At 56.3% G+C, this 16,329-nt stretch carries 12 protein-coding genes and 2 rRNA genes; 13 read left to right on the forward strand and 1 reads right to left on the reverse strand.

Features of this window, described 5'->3' with window-relative positions; all coding sequences use genetic code 11:
• The 5 genes from BUA65_RS16090 to BUA65_RS16110 all read left to right on the forward strand — a co-directional run.
• Positions 1-769, forward strand: a 23S ribosomal RNA gene (locus tag BUA65_RS16090); the annotation flags it as partial.
• Between the two features lie 150 nt (positions 770-919).
• A 5S ribosomal RNA gene (gene rrf, locus BUA65_RS16095) occupies positions 920-1,035 on the forward strand.
• A 189-nt stretch (positions 1,036-1,224) separates the two neighbouring features.
• Positions 1,225-2,175 (forward strand): glycosyl hydrolase family 18 protein, encoded by a 951-nt coding sequence (locus tag BUA65_RS16100; protein ID WP_114281521.1) that lies wholly within the window; start codon positions 1,225-1,227, stop codon positions 2,173-2,175.
• Between the two features lie 112 nt (positions 2,176-2,287).
• Complete coding sequence (locus tag BUA65_RS16105; protein ID WP_072871192.1) at positions 2,288-3,559, forward strand: double-cubane-cluster-containing anaerobic reductase; 1,272 nt, start codon at positions 2,288-2,290, stop codon at positions 3,557-3,559.
• Positions 3,560-3,586: 27 nt separating this feature from the next.
• Positions 3,587-4,357 (forward strand): acyl-CoA dehydratase activase, encoded by a 771-nt coding sequence (locus BUA65_RS16110; protein WP_072871193.1) that lies wholly within the window; start codon positions 3,587-3,589, stop codon positions 4,355-4,357.
• 10 nt (positions 4,358-4,367) lie between these two features.
• Here the strand turns inward: BUA65_RS16110 and BUA65_RS16115 are convergent, their stop codons facing one another.
• The gene (locus tag BUA65_RS16115; protein WP_072871195.1) at positions 4,368-4,982 is read right to left on the reverse strand and encodes a hypothetical protein; all 615 of its coding nucleotides are present in this window, start codon (positions 4,980-4,982) and stop codon (positions 4,368-4,370) included.
• Positions 4,983-5,202: 220 nt separating this feature from the next.
• Between BUA65_RS16115 and BUA65_RS16120 the strand changes: the two genes are divergently transcribed.
• The 8 genes from BUA65_RS16120 (at position 5,203) to BUA65_RS16155 (ending at position 16,036) form a co-directional block, all read left to right on the forward strand.
• On the forward strand, positions 5,203-6,738 hold the full coding sequence (locus BUA65_RS16120) for a YifB family Mg chelatase-like AAA ATPase (protein WP_072871196.1): 1,536 nt from the start codon (positions 5,203-5,205) through the stop codon (positions 6,736-6,738).
• A gap of 95 nt (positions 6,739-6,833) precedes the next feature.
• A complete protein-coding gene (locus BUA65_RS18920) occupies positions 6,834-7,028 on the forward strand; it encodes a DUF6485 family protein (RefSeq protein WP_072871198.1) in 195 nt (64 codons plus the stop codon).
• A 204-nt stretch (positions 7,029-7,232) separates the two neighbouring features.
• Complete coding sequence (locus tag BUA65_RS16130) at positions 7,233-7,520, forward strand: acylphosphatase (RefSeq protein ID WP_242656369.1); 288 nt, start codon at positions 7,233-7,235, stop codon at positions 7,518-7,520.
• A gap of 131 nt (positions 7,521-7,651) precedes the next feature.
• Complete coding sequence (locus BUA65_RS16135) at positions 7,652-9,361, forward strand: FAD-dependent oxidoreductase (protein WP_072871201.1); 1,710 nt, start codon at positions 7,652-7,654, stop codon at positions 9,359-9,361.
• Between the two features lie 104 nt (positions 9,362-9,465).
• A complete protein-coding gene (gene recJ, locus BUA65_RS16140) occupies positions 9,466-12,348 on the forward strand; it encodes a single-stranded-DNA-specific exonuclease RecJ (RefSeq protein ID WP_131821541.1) in 2,883 nt (960 codons plus the stop codon).
• A 1-nt stretch (position 12,349) separates the two neighbouring features.
• The gene (locus tag BUA65_RS16145; protein ID WP_072871205.1) at positions 12,350-12,868 is read left to right on the forward strand and encodes an adenine phosphoribosyltransferase; all 519 of its coding nucleotides are present in this window, start codon (positions 12,350-12,352) and stop codon (positions 12,866-12,868) included.
• Positions 12,869-12,906: 38 nt separating this feature from the next.
• Positions 12,907-15,054 carry a RelA/SpoT family protein gene (locus BUA65_RS16150; RefSeq protein ID WP_072871208.1) on the forward strand — a complete coding sequence of 716 codons (2,148 nt, stop codon included), beginning with the start codon at positions 12,907-12,909 and terminating at the stop codon, positions 15,052-15,054.
• 142 nt (positions 15,055-15,196) lie between these two features.
• Entirely contained in the window at positions 15,197-16,036 is an 840-nt protein-coding gene (locus BUA65_RS16155) for a sensor domain-containing diguanylate cyclase (RefSeq protein WP_165613285.1), read from the forward strand.
• Positions 16,037-16,329: the final 293 nt, after the last annotated feature.

Consider the following 16,329-nt stretch of genomic DNA (forward strand, 5'->3'; position numbering starts at 1 on the left):
CGGATAAAAGCTACCCCGGGGATAACAGGCTTATCTCCCCCAAGAGTTCACATCGACGGGGAGGTTTGGCACCTCGATGTCGGCTCATCGCATCCTGGGGCTGGAGTAGGTCCCAAGGGTTGGGCTGTTCGCCCATTAAAGCGGTACGTGAGCTGGGTTCAGAACGTCGTGAGACAGTTCGGTCCCTATCCGTCGCAGGCGCAGGAAACTTGAGAGGAGCTGTCCCTAGTACGAGAGGACCGGGATGGACAGACCGCTGGCGTACCAGTTGTTCCGCCAGGGGCAGCGCTGGGTACCCAAGTCTGGTGTGGATAAGCGCTGAAAGCATCTAAGCGCGAAGCCCTCCTCAAGATAAGGTTTCCCACCCGGCACTCAACTTTCCAAACTGGGAGGAATACCAATGTACTATGTATATGTACTGCTAAACGAAGAAGGTCAAAGTTATATAGGATACTCGGCTGACTTAAAGGAACGTTTAGCAGCACATAATCAAGGGGAAGTTACTTCAACCCGTGGCCATAAGTGGGATTTGATATACTACGAGGCCTACAAAGCTGAAAAAGATGCACGAGTAAGAGAAAAGCAGTTAAAGAATTCAGGACAAGCGCGTAGATGGTTGAAGGAACGCATTGGTAATAGCATAGCTCTCAGTCGGGAAAGTTGAGTGCCGGGGTAAGACCCCTGGAAGACTACCAGGTAGATAGGCCGGGCGTGTAAGCCGGGTAACCGGTTGAGCGGACCGGTACTAATAGGTCGAGGGCTTGACCAGAATAGAAGTCGGAGGTCGGAAATTAGAGGTCGGATTTAAGAAGGAAAGCACTTACGCGATTTCCGGGGAAATTCGACTGAAGAGATCCGGTTTCCGGCTGGGAAGGCGAACGAAACTCCGCTGTGAAGTTTTGAGGGAATAAAAAAAATTTCCGGTGGCTATACCGGAGGGGAAACACCCGTTCCCATCCCGAACACGGAAGTTAAGCCCTCCAGGGCCGATGGTACTTGGGGGTCGACCCCCGGGAGAGTAGGTCGCTGCCGGAAAATTTTTAAAACCACCGGTTCTACTACCGGTGGTTTTTATTTTTACGTGATTACCGTTGTTTCTTTTTACGGGTCGGGTGTACCAAGAACGGCCTTTATATTGCTAAAATATGAAAGGAAAGGCTCATATTTTATTTACGGTTCATATTATGAAAACAGAAGGAAATGTTTGGTGACGGAGGGTGTTTTGTGTATCCTTTTCGTTTTAGAAAACCTTTCGAGAACAACTGGTATTATGTGACCGATCCTTTGGGTTTCCAGAGCCTGCAGGAGCACGGCAGGCTGATTACTTACCTGATCCCCTTCTGGTACGGCGTGACCTGGGAGGGCGGCCTCGCCGATCAATCCGACCCCCGCTCCCTGGACCTCATTCGCCGCTTAAATCTGCCCGTTCTGGCTATCGTGCATAACTATGCCAGTCCGGAATACCGCACCCTCATTCACGCCCTGTTGACCGATGATGCCCTGCGCCGGGCACTGGTCAACAGCATTTTAAACATGCTCCGGCGCACCGGGTTTGCCGGGGTGAATATTGATTTTGAATTCGTGCCCCCCGAGGACCGGCCATATCTAACCAGATTTACGACCGAACTTTACCAGGTCCTGAAGCCGGAAGGGTTTTTAACCACCATCTCCGTACCGGCCCAACTGGAAGACAATCCCCGCCATCCATTTTCCGGGGCTTTTAGCTACCCGGAACTGGGCGCGGTGAGCGACCAGGTGTACCTTCTGGCCTATGATGAACACTTTGCCATGCCGGGGCCGATTGCTTCCATCGGTTTTGTGCAGCGGGTTTTAACTTATGCCCTTTCAGTAATACCCCGCATAAAAATCCGGCTGGGCATTCCCGTCTACGGTTATGATTGGACCGAAGGTGTGAACATACCGGAAACGCTATCCTACCGGCAGGCCATAGAGCGGGCCAGGGAACAAGGGGTTGCTCCCCGTTATGACGAAGAGGCCCAGGAATGGACCTACACCTACCAGGTGGACGGCGAAACCCACATCGTATGGTTTGAAGATGCCCGCAGCTTTGCCGCCAAACTGGCCCTGGTGCGGCGGGAAAACTTACGGGGAATTGGCGTGTGGCGCCTGGGCCTTGAGGACTCCCGTATCTGGGCTTTGGTTGGCACGCTTTAACTTTTGTTATCACACGGGGTTAGTCTATAAAATAATTAAATCGATTAGATAAAGGAAATGTGTAACCAGGTAAAGAAATGTAAGACCTCAAAACACCAGGAGGTCTTTTTTTATGACTGACTATCGTAAGTTGTGGTCTGATTTGGGAATGGACCTGGAAAAGCATGACCGGTTAACCAGTGCTTTGCCTCTAATTTATGAAGAGGTTTACCTTCAGCAACCGGACCGCCCGCAGGCCATGGAGTACTTCGACCTGGTGGTGGCCGAAATTCATAGCCTGAGGATCGCCGAGCTGGTGGAGCACCGCCGGCGGGGAGGCAAAGTTTGCGGGGCCTTTTGCGTGTTCGTACCCGTGGAGATTATTCGTGCTGCCGGAGCCGTTGCCGTCGGCCTGTGCGGCGGCTCTCAGTTCTGGGTTCCCGACGGGGAAAGGGTTTTGCCTCGCAACCTTTGCCCGCTGATTAAAGCGTCGGTGGGTGCCCGCCTTAGCGGTACCTGTCCCTATTTCCAGTCCTGCGACCTCTTAATTGGTGAAACCACCTGCGACGGCAAAAAGAAAGCCTGGGAAGTCCTGGGTGAATATGCTCCCGTCTACGTAATGGACCTGCCCCAGATGAAACGGCCCCAGGACCTGGCTGCCTGGCGCGGGGAGATCGAGTTGTTCCTGGCCAGAATAGAAGAGTTAACCGGCTACCGGGTGACCCCCGAGAGGCTGGCGGAAGAAATCCGCCTCCAGAACCGGCTGCGTCAAGCACTGGAACGCCTTTACCAGACCCGCAAGGCCGATCCGGTGCCCATAAGCGGGAAGGATGCCCTGCTGGTTACCCAGGTCAGTTTTTACGACGATCCCCGTCGCTTCATTGATAAAACGGAAGTCCTGGCCGCGGAAGCCGAGGCACGCATTGCCTCCGGGCAGGGGGTATTTCCATCCGGGGCCCCGCGCATTCTTGTAACCGGCACTCCAATGGCTATTCCCAACTGGAAGCTGCACCATATTATCGAGACAGCCGGCGCCGCGGTGGTTTGCGAGGAAACCTGCACCGGTACCCGCTTTTTCGAGCACCAGGTGGATGAAACCGGACGGACCCTGGAAGAGCAGTTGCAGGCCCTGGCCGAGCGCTACCTGAAAATTAACTGTTCTTGCTTTACTCCCAACCCGGGGCGCCTTGAAGATATTTTCCGCCTGGTTGAAGCTTACCGGGTTGACGGTGTCATCTATTATAACTTGCAGTTCTGCCACGGATATGCGGTCGAATATTATGCCGTGGAGAAGGCCCTAAAAGCGCGGGGTATTCCGGTGATGAAAGTGGAAACCGACTATAGCGAGGAAGATACCGGCCAGCTGCGCACCCGGGTGGAAGCCTTCCTGGAAATGTTGCGCTAGCCGGCCCCGAAAGGATGAAAGAACTTAATGACCGTCCTGGGAATTGACATCGGATCCCGGACCATTGCCACTGCCATTTTAAATGAGAAGGGAGAGCTGCTGGCCGGCCAGGTATCTGACAGCGGGCCCCGCCCCCTGGAGCGTGCCCGGGAGATGGCCGGGAACCTGTCGTCATTCCGGCGTGTAGTGGCCACGGGTTACGGGCGCCACGGCGCCCGGGCGGATTTTGCCACCGATTTGATTACCGAGATCAAGGCCCACGCCCTGGGTGCCCGTCACCTTTTTCCCTCCTGCCGCACCGTGCTTGATATCGGCGGCCAGGACAGCAAGGTAATCCGCTTGGACGAACAGGGCCGGGTGGTGGACTTTATCATGAACGACCGCTGTGCCGCCGGAACGGGTAAATTTCTGGAGGTCATGGCCCAGGGGTTGGGTTTGCCTCTGGAGGAAATGGTAGCCGCTGCTTCTGCGGGCGATGGGGAAATAACCTTAAACAGCATGTGCACCGTTTTTGCCGAATCGGAGGTGGTATCGCTGCTGGCCGCGGGCCAGCCCGTGGGAGCCGTGGCCCGGGCCGTGCTCAACTCCATTTGCGATCGCACCCAAAACCTGCTTTTACGCTTAGGTATTGAACCCCCGGTGGTTTTCACCGGCGGGGTGGCGGCCATCCCCGGTTTGCCCGCTTATTTTACCCGGCGCATGGGCCTGCCAGATTTGCTCGTGCCCGCACGTCCCCAGCTGGTGGGTGCCCTGGGTGCGGCCCTGTACGGGATAAAGGTAAATAAGGCCACGGGATAGCTTCCGTGGCTTATTTACGTGTGTTCATTTTTTCCCGGAACCAGCGGTGGATGTCATCCAGGGCCGGGGGTGCCACGTAAAACACGTGGATGTTCGCAGGGAACTGGACCCCGTGATCTTCCCGGATAAAAAGCAATCCTGCTTCCCCGTCCCCCAGGGTTTCATCAATGCGGCGGGAGATATGGGCAAATCTTTTTTCGCTGGCCTCCCGGTAGAACTTGCTGATGATATCAAAAGTTTTCTGGCTCATGACTACGGAAAGGCAATTGCCCCAATCCATACTTTCGGTAAACAGTTCCATGTCCTCGGTGGCTTCCAGGCTGGCCCCCCGGTCGCACTTTTCCTTGATGATCCGGTAGCTTTTTTCGTGAAATTTCTCAATAATGCTTAGTCCAGTCTCCCCGCTTACGGTAAGGGACTCGTGATAAATTTTCTTGATTGGCCCCATTTTTTGTTCCAGGCCGTTTAATTGCTGTTCTACCTGCCGCCAGTAAGCATTAACCTTTTCGGAAAGATCTTCCGGCATCTCCCTGGGGGTATAAATTAAAGGCACCAGATAAATTTTTCTGCCCGCCTGAAAATTATCAACGGAAGGCTTTTCAATCCTGCCGAGCACTTCAGACATGACTGCAACCTCCTTGTTACCGAAACCTTGTCCCCTTTGAATATAGCATATCGCCGTGCTTTTGGCCAGCCAGCTGGCACAAGAGGTAAATGTTCAGGAAGCCATACTGCGTAAGGCCAAATTTTTTACTGCTTATTGAATTGACAGAAGGAACTTGGGGTTAGCTGGCGAAAAATGACAACAGGTACTTTTTTGTCCTGATATCCACGGAGGACTTGCTATGCTGGCCATTGTGAAAAGTACGGCCCTTTACGGACTGAACGGGCAGGTGGTGCAGGTAGAGGTTGATGTAAGCAACGGCCTGCCTTCTTTTGACCTGGTAGGGTTGCCCGATCTGGCCTGCCGGGAATCCCGGGACCGGGTGCGGGCCGCCATGAAAAATTCCGGCTTTGAATTCCCGGCACGGCGCATAACGGTAAACCTGGCCCCGGCCGACCTGCGCAAGGAAGGCCCCCTTTATGACCTGCCCATTGCCGTGGGCATTCTTGCCGCTACCGGGCAACTGGATCAGTCCGCCGTAGATCGCTATGTGTTTCTTGGTGAATTGTCCCTGAACGGGCAGGTGCGGGGAGTGACCGGCGTGCTGCCCAATGTTCTGGCCGCCCGGGAACAGGGTTTACGGGCGGTGGTGGTGCCCCTGGATAATGCCGCCGAAGCTGCTCTGGTCAAGGATGTACAGGTTTACCCGGTACAGAGCCTGGTACAGCTAACCCGCTTTTTGCTCGGGGAAGAGGAAATTTCACCCTATAAGGTGGATCCGGTCCTGTTGATGAACCGGGTTGACGAAAACGGGGCGGACATGGCCGATGTGCGCGGCCAGGCCACGGTACGGCGGGCCCTGGAGGTGGCGGCTGCCGGTGGACACAACCTGCTGATGGTTGGGCCTCCCGGCTCGGGCAAAACCATGCTGGCCAGGAGGCTGCCGGGCATACTGCCCGACCTTACCTTTGACGAGGCCCTGGAAATTACCAAAATATACAGTCTGGCCGGCTTGTTAAAGCCCGGGGAGCCCCTGGTAACCCGGCGGCCCTTTCGCTCGCCCCACCACAGCGCCTCGGCGGTGGGCCTGGTTGGAGGCGGGCGCCATCCCCGTCCCGGGGAGATCAGCCTTGCCCATCACGGCGTCCTTTTCCTCGATGAATTGCCGGAATTCCACCGGGACGTACTGGAAGCTTTGCGCCAGCCCCTGGAAGATGGAGTGGTAACCATTTCCAGGGTAAGCGGTGCGGTGACCTATCCCGCCAGCCTGATGCTTGTGGTCGCCGCTAACCCGTGTCCCTGCGGTTTCCTTGGCGATCCGGTTCGTGAATGCACCTGCACTCCCTATCAGGTGCAGCGTTACCTGGGGCGTATTTCTGGCCCCCTGCTGGACCGCATTGACATCCATCTGGAGGTTCCCCGGGTGGATTATGAAGACCTGGCCCGCCGGGAGCCAGGGGAACCGTCTTTAGAGATTAAAAAGCGGGTGGAAAAGGCCCGGGCCATACAGCGCCGGCGCTTTGGTTCTTCCGGGATTACCTGCAACGCCCGCATGACCCCGGCCCAGGTTCGCCGTTATTGTTCCCTCACCCGGGAAGCCCGCTCGTTGTTTTCATCCGTTTTCCGCCAGTTGAACCTGAGCGCCCGTTCTCACGATAGATTGCTCAAGGTGGCCCGCACAATTGCCGATCTTGACGGGAGCGATGTGATAGAAGCCGCCTACTTGGCCGAAGCGGTGCAGTACCGGAGCCTGGAGGCCAGGTACTGGCCGGGGTAGGAAGCTGGGAAAACGCCCGCGTGGTTCCGGGATTGCCAAATATAGCTCCCATGGGATAAGATAAACCTGAAGTAGTTTGGGGGAGGTATTATAAAATGGAGTGCCATGTGGAAAAAAATAAAAGTCAATGTACCTGCACTTATGAGCCCTGTTCCCGGAAAGGGAAGTGCTGCGAGTGTATTGCCTATCACCGTAAACAAAACCAGCTGCCCGGTTGTTTCTTCCCTCCGGATGTTGAAAGGACGTACGACCGTTCCATCGCCCGGTTTATCCAGTGTTACCGCGGTTAAAAAGCTGCCAGGCCTGAAGGCCTGGACAGCTCCACGGTGAAGAAATCATGGGGGATTTCAGGCATGGGGTCCCCTCCTTTGCGTTGTTTTTGCTGTATACTATGAAGGTCTCTGGTGATTGTGCAACCCGCAGGCACCTGGCCCATTACCACCCGGCATGCCTTTGAAAACGTTAAGGAGCCTTTGCGTGAACCATGAGGGGGTGTGAATTTTTTGGTACGCAAGCGCGTTTATATCAGCGGCAAAGTGCAGGGTGTGTACTTTCGTGTTTATACCCGGGATGCGGCTGTCAAATTTGGCGTAACCGGTTGGGTACGTAACCTCAAAGACGGCCGGGTGGAGGCCGTCTTCGAAGGCGAAAATGGGGCGGTAGAGCAAATGCTCCGCTGGTGCTGGGAAGGGTCGCCTTCTTCCCGGGTGGAAAAAGTGGAAGTGTTCGATGAACCTTACCGGGGCGAATTCCAAAATTTTACCATTGCTCCCACGGTCTAGCTTTTTAGAGCTTCCTTTTTACCGCGGGGGCTTATTTTATTTGAACCTTTTTTCATTGGCCAAAAGAGGAGTTAATCGTATTATCGCGAAATAACAATATAACAACTCAATCGAGTAAAAGGGGGATAAACATGGAGGGGAAGAGAAAAAAAATATTAATTATCGGAGGCGTGGCGGCGGGGCCCAAGGCGGCTGCCAGGGCCAGGCGCTGCGACCCCGGGGCGGAAATAACTATTGTTGAAGAGGGAAGCTTTCTTTCCTATGCCGGTTGCGGTATGCCCTTTTACATTGGAGGTATGGTGGAAAAGCATGAGGAGCTCATGGCCACGCCGGTGGGAGTTGTCCGGGATGCGGCCTTTTTCCGCAACGTCAAGGACATTAACGTGCTCACGGGTACCAGGGCCGAAGCCATCGACCGGGAAAATAAAACCGTCCGGGTGACCAATTTAGCCACCAATGAAACGTACGACCTCCCCTACGACAAGCTGGTTCTGGCTACCGGCAGCAAGCCGGTCCGGCCGCCCATTCCGGGTGTAGATCTGGCCGGAGTGTACACGCTGGGGAACCTGGAGGAAGCCCGGGCCGTTCGCCGGGCGGTTGAACAGGGTGCCCGGCGGGTGGTCATTATTGGGGGCGGCTTGATTGGCCTGGAACTGGCTGATACTCTGGGGACAAAAGCCGGGATCACCATCGTGGAGATGATGGACCACGTTTTACCAACCCTTTTGGACCCCGAGCTTTCCGTTCTTGTGGAAAGGGTTTTGCGCGGCAAAGGCGTGCAGTTGTTCCTGGGCAGCAGGGTGGAACGCATTGAAGGCGATGGGAATGGTGCCGTGGCCCGGGTCGTCACCACCGCCGGTTCCTTTGACGCGGATCTGGTGGTTGTGGCGGCGGGGGTAAGGCCGCGGGTGGAACTGGCCCGGGAAGCGGGGCTTGAGCTCGGGGAAACGGGAGCCATCAAGGTAAATGAGTACCTGCAGACTTCCGACCCGGATATTTATGCCGGCGGGGACTGTGTGGAAAATATTCATCTCATTTCCGGCCGGCCGGTATACACCCCCATGGGCTCGGTGGCCAACCGTCACGGCCGGGTGATTGGCGACAACGTGGCCGGGGGCCGGGATACTTTCCCCGGCGTGCTGGGAACGGCCATTCTCAAAGTTTTTGAAATGAATATCGGCCGTACGGGCCTTTCCGAAAGTGAAGCCCGCCGCCTGGGTTATCGTGTGGAGTCCTTTATCTGCCCCGCGCCCGACCGGGCCCATTTTTACCCGGGAAGCAAGCCCGTGATCATCAAGCTGGTGGCCGATGCTTCCACCCGCAAGCTCCTGGGTGCCCAGATCCTGGGCCCGGGGGATGTGAACAAACGCCTGGATGTAATGGTGGCAGCCCTGAGCATGGGAGCTACGGTGGAACAGCTGGCCACCTTCGACCTGGCCTATGCACCGCCCTTCTCCACTGCCCTGGATCCCCTCACCCATGCCGCCAATTGCCTGCGCAACAAGCTTGACGGGCGGGCCAGATCCATCAATCCCCTGGAGGTGAAGAAACGCCTGGCGGCGGGGGAGGATTTTGTGCTTCTGGATGTGCGTACCCCGGCGGAGTTTAATGAAGTGCGCCTGCCCTATCCCAATGTGGTATTCATACCCCTGGGCAAGCTGCGGGAGCGGGCAAAGGAACTGCCCAAAGACCGGGAAATCATCGTTTTCTGCAAGGTGAGCCTGCGGGGCTGGGAGGCGCAGACCATCCTGGAAAGCCTGGGCTTTACCAACGTGAGCTTCTTTGAAGGGGGCATTGCCGCCTGGCCCTTCGAGCTGGATACCAGCCCGCGCCGGTCATAAAAGCTTAACAACGGGCGCCCGGTGGGTTTCCCATCCGGCGCCCTAATCTTTTTCCATTGCTTTGCTTGCGGGAGTTCATTTATAATCATCTTGAGGTAGGAATCATGCAAAAAATGGTAAAAGAAAAGGTCTGGCGTGTTAAAGAAGCAAATCCGGTTTTACAGCAAATTCTTTCCCGGAAATTGGGAATTTCACCGCTGCTTGCCCGTCTACTGGTGAACAGGGGAGTGTTGACGATTGAAGATGCCCGGCTTTTTCTTAAAGGCAATTTGAATCAGGCGGGAGATCCATACCTGCTGCCGGACATGCACCGGGCGGTAGAAATAATTCTCGCGGCCATAAAGGACCGAAAGAACATCCTGGTTTACGGAGATTATGATGCCGACGGTGTTACCGCCACCGCCCTTATGGTGAAGGTTTTGGAACGGCTGGGTGCCCGGGTGGATTACTACATACCCCACCGCCTGACCCAGGGCTACGGCTTGCATGAAGGGGCGTTGCACCGGGCGCGGCAGGCCGGGGTGGATCTCCTGGTCACCGTGGACTGCGGTATCAGCGCAAAAAAGGAGGTGGAAGCAGCAAAGAGGGCCCGCGGGCCGGAGATCATCATCACCGACCACCACCAGGTGCCGGAGGAAATTCCTCCCGCACTGGCGGTAATTAACCCGCAAAGGAGGGACTCCCCCTATCCCTTTAAGGAACTGGCCGGGGTAGGGGTGGCCCTGAAACTGGCCCAGGCGCTTTTGCAGGCTGCCGGCGAGGGCGAAACTGCCTGGCATGATTACCTTGACCTGGCCTGCGTGGGGACGGTAGCCGACATTGTTCCCCTGACGGGGGAAAACCGCCTGCTGGTAAAGCACGGTTTACCCAGGCTGGCGGCTACCGCCAATCCCGGACTGCAGGCCCTGATGCAGGTAAGCGGCGTGAAGGCGGAAAAAATGGGCGCCAGGGAGGTGGGCTTCGCCCTGGCTCCCCGGTTGAATGCCGCCGGCCGCATGGGTGACTCCCGGATGGCCGTGGAACTCCTGCTGTGCCGGGACCCGGTACGGGCCGGGGAACTGGCGGCACAACTGGACCGGGAGAACCGGGAGCGCCAGCAGGTGGAGTCCCGGGTCCTGGCGGAGGCCCTGGGTATGCTGGATGCCCTGGGGCGCAACCGGGATCTGGTGGTGGTGCTGGCTTCACCCGGCTGGCATCCGGGAGTGATTGGCATTGTAGCCTCCAGGCTGGTGGAAATTTTATACCGGCCCGTGCTGCTGGTGTCCCTGGACGGGGACCAGGGAAAAGGTTCCGGCCGCAGTATTCCCGGTTTTCACCTTTACCAGGCTTTGTCTTCCTGCCGGGATCATTTGCTGGCTTTCGGGGGGCATGAAGGTGCGGCGGGTTTTACCATAACTGCCGGTCGGGTGGACGCTCTGCGGGAAGCCCTGAATGATTATGCTGCTGCCGTAATGTCCCCGGACCTGTTGCGGCCAGGGCTGGAGATAGACGCCCTGGTTTCCCTGGAAGACATCCCCTGTGAAGTGGTGGCCGAGCTGGAAAGCCTGAGGCCTCATGGCCACGGCAACCCCGAGCCGTTGCTGGCCTGCTGCGGTGTGGCGGTGATTAATTGCCGGGAAGTGGGGCGGGAGGGCCGCCACCTGAAATTGCTGGTGCGGGAGAATGGAACGGTACGGGACAGCATAGGTTTTGATCTCGTCGGTTATCTGGAGAATCTGGCTCCGGGGGAGGCGGTGGATCTGGCTTTTGTGCCTTCCCTGGACCAATGGAACGGCCATGTACGGGTGCAGTTGGAGATCAAGGATTTACGCCGGAGCAGAGAGCGGAAAGAAGTATCAACCCGGCAGGAGCCCGGCACTGACCCGGAGCGGGGGATGGATGATTTTCTGGCTGCTCTACATACCGAAGCTGAAAAATCTCCAGTCCAGAGCCCTTATTTCTTTTTTCCCGAATTTGTCCAGCGCAAACTGGCAGAATATGAGCAAAAGGGGTCCGGTTCTCTTGCGGCGGCACTGCAAATTCCCGGCGGCCTGAACCATCATGCCGCTACCTCCCTGGAATGTTCCGCCTTTCCCCGGGTTGCCTGTACTACAGAAAGGGTACCGGATACATTGCAGCCAACTGCAGAACTCCCCTTTCAGATAATGGATTTACGGGGGCAATCCTCCCGGCCATCCTGGCTTGCCGGGCTGGCCGATGCGAGACAGCGTCTTCTGGTGGTAGTCGGTTCGGCCCACCGCACGGTGGAGCTGGCCTTGTACCTGAGCCGGGTTTGTTCCGGCTCCGGGAGGCAGGTGGCCTTTTGCCACCCCTGGCTGAACCGCCAGCAGCAGGAGGCGTTGCGCAAGCTTTTTGCCCGGGGGGAGTTAAACGTGCTGTTGACCACGCCGTCTCTGGCCCCTGCCCTGGCCGGTGCCGGTACCGGCCACCTGGTGATTTATAACCTGCCCTACCATCGTGAGGAGTGGGATTTGCTGCTGGCGGCGGCCCTGGCGGGAGAAGTACGTTCCCTCTGGCTGCCCTTCGGTGCGGAAGACATGCAGGAGGCCCGTTTTTACCTGGCGGCCCTGGCGCCGGACAGGGACCCCCTGGCCAGGTTGTATACCCTTTTACACCGGGCCACCGGGGGGAACGGCGCCCGCCCCCATGGACGGGAGGCCGGACCCGTGGAAACGGATGGGGACGGCTTTTCCCGCCGGCTGGCCGGCCTGTTGCGTCGCGGCGGCTGCCCCTGGGTGCAGGATTTTACAGTGGCCCTGGGTTTAAAGGTCTTTTCTGAGCTGGGTTTGGTGGAGTGGTCGCCCCCGGGAAGCGGGTGGCCGGTTTCTTTGCGCCCTGCGTGCGGACAAAAGCTGTCCCTGGAGGCGTCCCCCACATACCGCCGGCTGCACCAGCTCAAAAAAGAGGCCCTGGCCTGGCAAAAACACGCCCTGGAAGCCCCCGTCCGGGAAATTGTTGCCGGTTTTTTAACGGAGAGGAGGCTGTGAAATGGACCTGAAGCAGAAAATTCGCGTGATTCCCGACTATCCCCGGGAAGGAATCAGCTACAAGGACATCACCCCTTTATTGCGGGACGGCCAGGCCTTCCGCTATGCCGTCCAATCCCTGGCCGCCGAGTGCAAAAATAAAGGGGCGGAACTGGTGGTCTGTCCCAAGGCCCGCGGCTTAATGATCGGGGCGCCGCTGGCCTACATCCTGGGCATCGGGCTGGTGGTTTTGCGCAAGCCGGGCCGGCTGCCCGGAGAAGTTTTTACCTGGCACTACGACCTGGAGTTTGGCGGCGATGCTCTGGAAGTGCACCGGGACGCCATACGTCCGGGGCAGAAGGTGCTGGTGGCCGATGAACTTCTGGCCACCGGCGGTACGGCCTACAACGCCATCCGGCTGGTGGAGGAACTGGGGGCGGAAGTGGTGGGGGCGGTTTTTTTAATTGAATTAACCGGGCTGGGAGGCCGGGTTAAACTAAGAAATTATGACACAATCTCCTTGGTGCAGTATAATTATTAATGGAACAGTTTTTGCTTAACTTCAGGGAAGTGACTTGCATGCTCCAGGAACTGGTACACAGGGTAATTTTATATCATCCGCAGGCAGACGTGGCCCTCTTGAGCAAGGCCTACCGCTTTGCGGAACAGGCCCACCGGGACCAGAAGCGCATCTCGGGAGAACCCTTCATCACCCACCCCGTGGCGGTAGCCCATATTCTGGCGAACCTGCAGATGGACCTGCAGACCCTGGTGGCCGGCCTGCTCCACGACGTGGTGGAAGATACCGGCGTCACCCTGGAGGAAATCAAGACCGCCTTTGGGGACGAGGTGGCCCTGCTCGTAGATGGAGTGACCAAGTTAAGCCGCCTGGAGTACCGGTCCAAGGAGGAGCATCAGGCGGAAAATTTGCGCAAAATGTTTTTGGCCATGGCCCAGGACATCAGGGTGATCCTGATTAAACTGGCCGACCGGCTGCACAACCTGCGCACCTTGAAGTACCACACCGAAACCAAGCAGAAGGAAATAGCCAGGGAAACCCTGGAGATCTACGCTCCCCTGGCCCACCGGCTGGGCATATATCACCTGAAATGGGAACTGGAAGATCTATCCTTTCGTTACCTTGAGCCCGAAAAGTATTACGAACTGGCCGAGCGGGTATCTCGCACCAGGCGGAAGAGGGAGGAATATATCCGGGCAGCCATCCAGATTTTACGGCGGAAGCTGGCCGAAGCGGGCATTTTTGCCGACATCCAGGGGCGGCCCAAGCACCTGTACAGCATTTATACCAAAATGGAAAAACAACAAAAGGACCTCAGTGAAATTTACGATGTGATGGCTGTACGGGTGATTGTGGAGTCGATCCGGGACTGCTATGCCGTTCTGGGTACGGTGCATACCCTCTGGAAACCCATCCCCGGGCGTTTTAAGGACTACATTGCCATGCCGAAATCAAATATGTACCAGTCCCTCCATACCACCGTCGTCGGACCGCAGGGGGAACCCCTGGAAATCCAGATCCGCACCCGGGATATGCACCGTACGGCCGAATACGGTATTGCCGCCCACTGGCGGTACAAGGAAGGCGGCAGGACGGACCGGGACCTGGATCAAAAACTGGCCTGGTTGCGGCAGATTCTGGAATGGCAGCGGGAACTGCGGGATGCCAGGGAATTCATGGAAAGTTTGAAGATCGACCTGTTCTCCGACTCGGTTTTCGTCTTTACCCCCAAGGGGGATGTGCTGGAACTTCCCGCGGGATCGGTGCCCATTGATTTTGCCTACCGGGTGCACACGGAAGTGGGGCACCGCTGCGTGGGGGCCAGAGTGAACGGGCGTATCGTACCCCTCGATTACCAGCTGAAAAACGGCGACATTGTGGAGATTCTCACTTCCAAAAACGCCGTGGGCCCCAGCCGGGACTGGCTGAACGTGGTCAAAACCTCCCAGGCCAAAAACCGCATCCGCCAGTGGTTTAAAAGGGAACAACGGGAGGAAAACATCATCAAAGGGCGGGAGGCCCTGGAGCGGGAGGCCCGCAAGCAGGGCGTGGATGTGGAATTGTTGAAAGGGGAGAAGGTTCTCCAGTTCGGGCGGCGGTTCAACCTGACCACCGTCGAAGATGTGTATGCGGCCGTGGGCGACGGCACCCTGACCGCCCAGGCGGTAATAAACCGCCTCAGAGAAGAAAGCAGGGTGCCCAAAGCTCTGCCCGAAACTACCCAGCCGGCCAGGGCCAAACCCCACCAGGACTCCACGTCCGCCCAGGGGATCCGGGTTAAAGGGACCGGCAACCTCCTTACCCGCCTGGCCCACTGCTGCAACCCCATACCCGGGGACCCCATTATCGGCTACATTACCCGGGGGAGGGGGGTGTCCATCCACCGGGTGGACTGCCGCAATGTGGCCATGTTTCAGCGGGGGGAAAAAGATCGCCTGGTGGAAGTGGCCTGGGATGGGGACTTCAACTCCCCCTTCCTGGTTAAACTGGAAGTGTCCGGCATGGACCGCGCCGGGCTTTTGAGCGATGTCATGGCCATCTTGAGCGAATTGAAGATCAGTGCCAACTGGGTAAATGCCCGGGGGCTGAAAAACCAGCAGGCTGTCATTGAACTACTGCTGGAAATGAAGAGCAAGGAGCAGCTTGATTTAATTGTCAACCGCATAAACCGGGTTAAGGATATCTACGAAGTCAGGCGCACCAGCTAAAAGCGCTACCGGCCCTGTAAAACCCTTGAGTTTATGGTGAGCAATGAACCACGGTCTGTATATCTGGGCGCTTGGATCGGGGGAAGCCAGTAGCGCAACCGCCACCTGCCAGTTTGAGTTATACGGGAGGGGTTTTTTGTTTATGCAGCCTTTTATGAATTCCCTGGAAAATTACCATATCCTCGAATCTCTCGACAGCCTGGTGCAAAGCATATCTGAAAACCAGAAAGAGTTTTTTCGAAAAGTTTCAGAAATCCGGGACAACCACTACACACTGGTGAAAAGCTATTACGAAGAATCGTGCAGGCTGATTGAAACGCTGAAGGAAACTGCCTTCCTATGTTCTCTGATGTTCAATATACAGAACGAGAAAAGCATCTGCGCCAGCGCCATAAACATCCTGCGTAAACTGCTCAAAAATACGGTGGCAATTAGAATCTTCTGTACATCCAGCAGCGGTACAAAACTGGAAATCGTCGCTGAAGAGAAATCCGCCGCGCACGATATCAAATCGTTGTGTACAAAAAGCCCGCTCAGCTGTATAGCAATCAAAGCGTGCCGTCCCATAGTCCACTCGCCTTTGGAAAGCTCCGTGCCCTGTCCGGAAATGATGGAATCTCCTGAACAATACGCGCACATCTGCGTTCCGCTGATTGCAGATGGTGTGGCGTTCGGCTGCATAAATATTCTTTTCAAGCACGATACAGGCATTGTGCTGTTGAAGAGAAACATCGATCTGATTAACATCCTGGCTGGCTATGTCTCGCTTGCGATATACAACAACCGGCTTATTAAAACCGTGAAAAAAGAGGCGTTGACAGACAAACTAACCGGCCTTCCCAATCGGCGTTTTGGTATGGAAGCTTTGCAAAATGAAATTAACCGGAGTAAGAGGTATGGCCACGTATTCTCTATTGCAATGGTGGATATTGACCATTTTAAGATACAGTCGCAAAACCCCCAGCTAAATGGCAGATATTAACATAGCCCAGGGAAAATGCTACTCCCTGCCATGGATGAAAATGGTCTTCCACAGCAACTCATTATGATCACATGTAAAATGACTAAAAACAGGGATAATCAATAAAAACTACCCTCCCCGCCAGGAAAACAACCAAAAACGTCGAATATCCAACTATGGCTGATGACTTCTACCCGGGGAGGAAAACCTCATGTACAGGCCATCAAAAGAAGAGCAACTCTCCTTCTATCATCCGGACCTGATCTTGTCCCGGATGTTCGGGGAAGACAACTTTTATCACCTGTTCCGGGAAA

Origin of the sequence: Desulfofundulus thermosubterraneus DSM 16057, from assembly GCF_900142025.1 — a bacterium.
Lineage (GTDB): Bacteria > Bacillota > Desulfotomaculia > Desulfotomaculales > Desulfovirgulaceae > Desulfofundulus > Desulfofundulus thermosubterraneus.

Bases quoted from the DNA above. Each gene is read 5' to 3' on its own strand.
- recJ (WP_131821541.1), top strand. From the start codon at position 9,466: ATGCAAAAAATGGTAAAAGAAAAGGTCTGGCGTGTTAAAGAAGCAAAT.
- BUA65_RS16135 (WP_072871201.1), top strand. From the start codon at position 7,652: ATGGAGGGGAAGAGAAAAAAAATATTAATTATCGGAGGCGTGGCGGCG.
- BUA65_RS16120 (WP_072871196.1), top strand. From the start codon at position 5,203: ATGCTGGCCATTGTGAAAAGTACGGCCCTTTACGGACTGAACGGGCAG.
- BUA65_RS16150 (WP_072871208.1), top strand. From the start codon at position 12,907: ATGCTCCAGGAACTGGTACACAGGGTAATTTTATATCATCCGCAGGCA.
- BUA65_RS18920 (WP_072871198.1), top strand. From the start codon at position 6,834: ATGGAGTGCCATGTGGAAAAAAATAAAAGTCAATGTACCTGCACTTAT.
- BUA65_RS16115 (WP_072871195.1), bottom strand. From the start codon at position 4,982: ATGTCTGAAGTGCTCGGCAGGATTGAAAAGCCTTCCGTTGATAATTTT.
- BUA65_RS16105 (WP_072871192.1), top strand. From the start codon at position 2,288: ATGACTGACTATCGTAAGTTGTGGTCTGATTTGGGAATGGACCTGGAA.
- BUA65_RS16110 (WP_072871193.1), top strand. From the start codon at position 3,587: ATGACCGTCCTGGGAATTGACATCGGATCCCGGACCATTGCCACTGCC.
- BUA65_RS16155 (WP_165613285.1), top strand. From the start codon at position 15,197: ATGCAGCCTTTTATGAATTCCCTGGAAAATTACCATATCCTCGAATCT.
- BUA65_RS16145 (WP_072871205.1), top strand. From the start codon at position 12,350: ATGGACCTGAAGCAGAAAATTCGCGTGATTCCCGACTATCCCCGGGAA.